The sequence below is a fragment of the Amycolatopsis sp. NPDC102389 genome (assembly GCF_044765885.1).
Taxonomy (GTDB): Bacteria; Actinomycetota; Actinomycetes; order Mycobacteriales; family Pseudonocardiaceae; genus Amycolatopsis.
Genome location: NZ_JBIWKX010000067.1, coordinates 36,712 through 42,910, shown reverse-complemented (window position 1 = coordinate 42,910; position 6,199 = coordinate 36,712). Strand labels below are relative to the sequence as shown.

General features: G+C 68.7%; 5 protein-coding genes. 2 read left to right on the top strand and 3 right to left on the bottom strand.

The features are described 5' to 3' along the window. The first annotated feature begins 524 nt into the window (after positions 1-524). Complete coding sequence (locus tag ACIRGA_RS35315) at positions 525-1,496, top strand: EamA family transporter (protein WP_400949784.1); 972 nt, start codon at positions 525-527, stop codon at positions 1,494-1,496. Here the strand turns inward: ACIRGA_RS35315 and ACIRGA_RS35310 are convergent. Continuing rightward, on the bottom strand, positions 1,473-2,063 hold the full coding sequence (locus ACIRGA_RS35310; protein ID WP_400949781.1) for a DUF305 domain-containing protein: 591 nt from the start codon (positions 2,061-2,063) through the stop codon (positions 1,473-1,475). The genes ACIRGA_RS35315 and ACIRGA_RS35310 overlap by 24 nt on opposite strands. A gap of 152 nt (positions 2,064-2,215) precedes the next feature. On the opposite strand from ACIRGA_RS35310, the gene ACIRGA_RS35305 reads away from it, so the two are divergent. Next, complete coding sequence (locus ACIRGA_RS35305; protein WP_400949779.1) at positions 2,216-3,637, top strand: amino acid permease; 1,422 nt, start codon at positions 2,216-2,218, stop codon at positions 3,635-3,637. Here ACIRGA_RS35305 and ACIRGA_RS35300 read toward each other — a convergent pair. Both ACIRGA_RS35300 and ACIRGA_RS35295 read right to left on the bottom strand, forming a co-directional pair. After that, entirely contained in the window at positions 3,567-5,126 is a 1,560-nt protein-coding gene (locus tag ACIRGA_RS35300) for a VWA domain-containing protein (RefSeq protein ID WP_400949776.1), read from the bottom strand. The two genes, ACIRGA_RS35305 and ACIRGA_RS35300, sit on opposite strands and share 71 nt — an antisense overlap. Before the next feature lie 233 nt (positions 5,127-5,359). Continuing rightward, positions 5,360-6,196 carry a pentapeptide repeat-containing protein gene (locus ACIRGA_RS35295; protein ID WP_400949773.1) on the bottom strand — a complete coding sequence of 279 codons (837 nt, stop codon included), beginning with the start codon at positions 6,194-6,196 and terminating at the stop codon, positions 5,360-5,362. Positions 6,197-6,199: the final 3 nt, after the last annotated feature.

Genomic DNA, 6,199 nt, shown 5'->3' with positions numbered 1-6,199 from the left:
ACCTTGCTGTGTGCCAAAACGGTAATTTGTGGCCGACGTATTTACCTAACTGGTCTGTTTCCGGTTGGTAGTTTATTAATAAGTTGCTAAAAAACAAAAATAACCACCCACGACCCAATCGAAAAGCCGGGCAAAGCACTCAAATCGGGTACCCGAATCGCCACTCCCGGCTCACCCGACCAGCGGCCATACGACTTTGCCGGGCCCTGGCGCCTCACGCAAGGAAGGAGTCCTTCATGTACTCGGCATGGTGTGAAGGTCGAGTCTCCTCGGCTGAGCCGAGGGAAGGGCGCCTTCACGCGTGGCCGCTGTGACTGCTGGTGCGCGTGAGGCGAATGTGGCGACCCGCAAGTCTGTGAAGGCCTCCTTGAGGGACTCTGGGTCCCTCAAGGAGGCCTTCACAGACCAGGTCTGGCATCTACGCGGCAGGAGCGATGTAGGTACCCGAAACACGAGAACCGGCCGAAGACCAGCCGCTGGGAAAACGGGTCGCCCCGCCGTCATCCGGCCTCTACCCTCCGGCCGTGACCGCCGAACTCGCCGCCGCCCCCAGCCAGCACGTCGCGCGTCGCGGCCGGGGCATCACGCTGATCCTGCTGGCCGCGCTCTTCTTCGGCACCTCGGGCGTGCTGGGCAAACCGGCGATGCAGGCCGGGCTGTCCCCGGAGCAGGTCGCGGCGATCCGCATCGGGCTGTCGGCGATCGTGCTGCTCGCGCTGGTCGCCGTCTTCCGGCCGAAGCTCCTCAAAGTCACGAAGGGCGAGTGGCCGCTGCTGCTCGCGTACGGCTCGCTCGGTGTCGCGGGCGTCCAGCTCATGTACTTCCTCGCGGCGGGCCGGATCCCGGTCGGCATCGCGATCCTGCTCGAGTTCACCTCACCGGTGCTGATCGCGCTGTGGGTGCGGTTCGTGCGCCGGGTGCGGCTGCCGAGGGCGATGTGGGCGGGGATCGCGCTGGCGATGACGGGGCTCGTGCTGGTCGCGCAGGTCTGGGAAGGGCTCAGCCTGGACGTCCTCGGGTTGCTCGCCGGGCTGGGCGCGGCCGTCTGTTCGGCGGGCTACTTCCTCCTCGGGGAGCGTGGCGTCGCCGACCGGGATCCGCTCGGCATGGTCACCTGGGGGATGACGATCGGCGCGGTCCTGGTGTGCGCGGTCGCCCCGCCGTGGACGATTCCGTGGGGCGTCCTCGACGCGCCGACGTCGTTCGGGCCGTGGGAGCCGCCGGTGTGGTCGTTGCTGATCGCGCTGGTGCTGATCGCGACCGTCCTCGCCTACGCGACGGGCATGGCGGCGCTTCGTCATCTCCCGGCGTCGGTGGCGAGCGTCGTCGGGCTGGTGGAACCACTGATCGCCGCCGCCGCGGCCTGGCTGCTGCTGGGCGAGGCGCTCAGCTGGGTTCAAGCCGCCGGCGCGGTGGTGCTGCTGACCGGCGCGTACATCGTGCAGCTGAATTCGAACGTGGTCCAGACGGACTCAACCCTGCTGGAAGCCCCGTAGGTCGGCGATCTCCTGCTGCTGCGAACGTGAGGTCGTGGCGGCGAGGTCGCGGGCGTCGGGGTTGCGGCCGTGCTGGGTTTCGGCGTCGGCGATGCGGACGCCCGCCTCGCGCTGGCGCAGCAACCGCGCGACGAACTGGCGGTCGAAGTCCTTTCCGGACAGTCCGGCGAGTGCCGCCATGTCACCGGGGCCGATGTACCCGTCGCGCTGGATGTGTTCGAGGTTCGGGTCGTCCGGCGCGGGCTGCCCCCACGTCTCGATGAGCCCGGAGAGCCGCGCGATCTCCGGTTCGTGCGTGTCGATGATCCGCTTCGCGAGCGCCTTCAGCTGCTCGTTCGCCGAGCGGGTTTCCGCCAGGGAAGCCAGATCCACACCCTGCTGGTGGTGCGCGAGCGCCTGTCGCGCGAAGGCGACGTCCGCGTCGTTGAACGGAACGGCGGCCTGCTGCGCCACCGGTGACGACTCGGGAGGCGCCGTCTGCGACTGGGGCGCCTCGTCCGAGCAGCCCGCGAGCGCGACGGCGGCCAGGGCGACGGCGGGCAGGAACCGGAGGACGGCGTGCGGCATCGAAGAGCTCCTCGGAACGCGCGGTGGAGGCCACAAGGTTGGCAGAGTCCACATCGGCCGGTTCACCTGGGGTTGCGCAAACACTTTTCCTCCCGGCCCCGCGGTGCGACAATCCCGCGATCCACCGCAACTCCGACAGGAGGCCACCGCGAATGGGCGCAGAAACCACCCCGGAAACCACCACCGAGCGGGCGGGTCTGCGCCCGGACCTGCGGCAACGCCACGTCCGGATGATCGCCCTCGGCGGCATCATCGGCGCGAGCCTGTTCATCGGCAGCGGCGCGGTCATCCACACCGTCGGCCCGGCGGCCGTCCTCTCCTACGCCATCGGCGGCCTGATCGTCGTGCTGGTGATGCGGATGCTCGGCGAGATGGCGACCGCTTCGCCGTCACAAGGGTCCTTCATGGAGTACGCGCGGACGTCGCTCGGCGGCTGGGCGGGTTTCACCGTCGGCTGGCTGTACTGGTACTTCTGGGTCGGCGTGGTCGCGTTCGAGGCCGTCGCCGGGGCGAAGATCCTCCAGACCTGGATTCCCGTTGTGCCGCAATGGATGTTCTCGCTGGTCCTGATGCTGCTGCTGACCGCGACCAACCTCGCCTCGGCCCGTTCGTTCGGGGAGACGGAGTTCTGGCTCGCGTCGGTCAAGATCGCCACCATCGTGGTGTTCCTCGTGGTGGGCATCCTGTTCGTGCTCGGGGCCTGGCCCGGCGGATCGTTCTCGGTCGGCAACATCGCGCAGGACGGCTTCCTGGCCAACGGCCCGTTCTCGGTGGTGCACGGGGTGGTGATCGTGATCTTCTCCTACTTCGGCGCGGAGATCGTCACCATCGCCGCCGCCGAATCGCGTGAGCCCGAGACCGCCGTGCGCAAGGCGACCTCGTCGATCGTCTGGCGAGTCATCGTGTTCTACGTCGGCTCGGTGACGCTGCTGGTGATGATCACCGGCTGGCGCGACATCCCGACCACGACCAGCCCGTTCGCCGCCGCGTTCGGCCGGTTCGGCATCCCCGCCGCCGAGACGGTGGTCAGCGCGGTGGTGCTGACCGCCGTGCTGTCGGTGCTGAATTCGGGGCTGTACACCGCTTCCCGCATGTTGTTCGCGTTGCGCGGCAACGGCTGGGCGCCGAGGTGGATCGCGGACACGAACCGGCGCGGCGTGCCGTGGAAGGCGATCCTGGTGTCCACTTCGGTCGGTTACGTGGCCGTGGTGATGAACTTCGTGTCCCCGGACAAGATCTTCTACTTCATCATCAACTCCGCGGGCGCGGTCGCGCTGTTCGTCTACGCGATCATCGCCGGCTCGCAGCTGCGGATGCGGCGCCGCTTGGAGGCCGAAGCACCGGAACGGCTGAAACTGCGCATGTGGGGTTACCCGTGGCTGAGCTGGCTCACCCTCGCCGGAACGCTGGCCGTCGTCGCGTCGATGTTGTTCGTGGACGCGGACACGCGGGCCCAGCTTTACCTCAGCCTGATCAGCCTGGCGGTGATCCTCGGGGTCTACTTCATCCAGCGCCGGCGATCCGGGCGAGAGCGCCGTAAAACACCTCTTCGATCTTCGCGGGATCACGGCTGAGGAAGGCCTGGCCACCGGCGGGGGCGACGAGCTGCCCCAGTTCGGCCTCGTCGGCGTCCGGGCCGATCCCGATGGCGATCAGCGGCACCGGGCGGTCCGGGTCGCGCAGCTTTTCCAGCTCGGCCACCAGGTTTTCGCGGCTGATGCCGCCGGGATCGGTGTTGCGGCCGTCGGTCATCACGATCACGAGGTTCAGCCGTCCCCGCTCCCATTCCTTGTGCGCCAGCCGATAGACGTCGAGGACGCTGTCGTAGAGGCCGGTCTGCCCGTCCGGCACGGCGCGGACCGCGCGCAACCGGCCGACCGCCGCCAGCTGCTGCCCGACGGGGGCCATCGGCAGGATCTCGCGGTAGTCACGCTCACCGTCCACTTTGGTCGCGAAGGCCAGAAAACGGACCTGTGACGTGGCTTTGAACAAGTGCAGGGCGTTCTCCGCCGCCTCCAGCGTGAGCCGCAGGCGGGACTTCCCGGTTCCCGGGACCGGCGCGCTCATCGAACCGGACACGTCGATGAGGACCTGCACCCGGGCGCTCGCGTTCACTCCGGCCCACTGGCTGAGCACCTTGCCGACCTCGGTGGCGGCCGGGATCTCGGTACTGCGCTGCCCTTGCACCGCGACGCGCGGATCGTTTTCGGTCAGCCGCAACGCCTGTCCGCCGGGGGCGCGCAGCTCGGACCGCGTGCCGGTCGCGGCGCCGCGGAGCAGGACGCGTTTCAGCTCGGCGACGGCCTCGCCCTGCCGCGGGGTCGCGCCCGCGATCTCGACGAACGGATAGTCGAGCGCCGGAGCCGCGGGCGAGTACGCGGCCACCAGCGCGGTCTCACCCTCGGAGAGCTCGGAATTGTGCCGCAGCACCGCGTTCTCCGATGCGGGGAAGACTGTCGCGCCGACTGTGCCGGCAGCGAACTTCCGGAGCAAGGCGACGTACGCGGCCGCCGGATCCGAGGCGCCCTTCGCGGCCTCGCGCAGTGCCAGGAGCGCGGAGACTCCGACGGGGTCGTGCACGGGATCCGGCATTCCGGCGACGACGCCGCCGCCGTCGAGCACTTCCGGCCAGGTCAGCGGCTTGCGGGGCCAGCCGAGTCCTCGCGCGACCGGTTCGGCGACCGCGAGCACCACCGGTGAACTCGCGATCGACGGCCCGGAAACGGGAACCCCGTTGGCGCGCCTCAAGAACAGCGTCGAAGACGGGATCCAGGCCTGGGGTTTGGGCGCCGTTCCGGACAGCTCGTCCGCCACCTGGAGGGATTCCCTGGGCTGGACATCGAAAGCGACACACGCGAGATCGAGCGCGTCCGCGGCCCGAGTGACGGCGGGGGCGATGTCGGGCGACGCCGCGACGACCACCCGAGCGGGCTCGCAGGCCGGTTCGGACCGCGCCATGGCCACGGCCACCCAGGTCGCCGCGCCGAGCACGGCCGCCAGCGCGAGCGCCAGCAGCGGGAGCAGTATCCGTCTTCGGGTCCGGGTGGTGGCGTGGCGTCCCATCGGCTCTCCCGGCATGGGGCTCGAGGAGCGTCCGAGGGTACGCCGACAGCACCCCTAGGGGAAGGCTACGACTTTCGGCGTAGAGAAACCGTACCGAGGCGGGAGGTGCCCGGACTCCGGCCACGGAACACTTGCCTGGTAAGGAAAAGACTCGAAACCAGGGGAATCCGTGATGAACCGGCCCACTCGTGCGGAACAGCGCAAAGCCCGCAACGCCCTGTTCGGTCAGGCGATCATGATCGCCTTCGCTCTGCTGATGACGGCGGCCGCGAACCGGTCTTCATCGGGATGAGCCGTGCCTGAGCGACCGGCGAGGTCGCCCAGGCACGCCAAGGTGACGGCCATGAGTGCGCGGCGCCGGGCTGCTCCACTCGCGCGTCGGTGAAGTCGGCACCATGTACCCACTCGGCGTCGGCGAAGGTGGTCGTCCCGCTGAACATCGCGCCGACGAAGGTCGCGTACCTGGGGAACGAGGCGGCGCGGAAGTCGATGTCGCCGGTGAAGCACGCCCTGTCGAAGTTGACGTACGACAGGAACTGGGTCCGGCGGAAGTCCCCGCGGACGATCAGGCTGTCCCTGAAATCGGCGTCCTCCAGGACGGTGTCCCCGAAATCGGGTTCGACGAGCACCGTGTCCCGCAGGTCCAGGTAGTCGAGGTCCCAGAACTCGAGGGGCCGGGCCTCCCCCTGAGGCCAGCGAAAGTGCCGCGAGAGAATCCTTTGCGCGGCGAGCCGGATCTCGAGTTCCTTCTCGTCCTCGGCCGGGTAGTCGAAAGGTCTGCGCAGGTAAGTACAGACCAGCGAGACGACATCTTCTCGGTAGTGAGGGTCTTCGCGCCCGTAGCGCTCCAGCAGAGCGAAGCATTCGAGGCGCTCAGAGGCGTCCTTGCTGTCCAGCATCTCGTCGATGCGTTCCCAGTCGTCCCGCAGGAGCCCTGGCGTCGTGTTTTCGGGCTGTATCCGCTGGTCGCGACGGACGCCCTCGATGAGCATACGGACGACGTAGATCGCCCCCACGCCGAGTGCCACACCCGCCAGCGCGGCCACGACATGGACCCCCAGCATCACCATGCG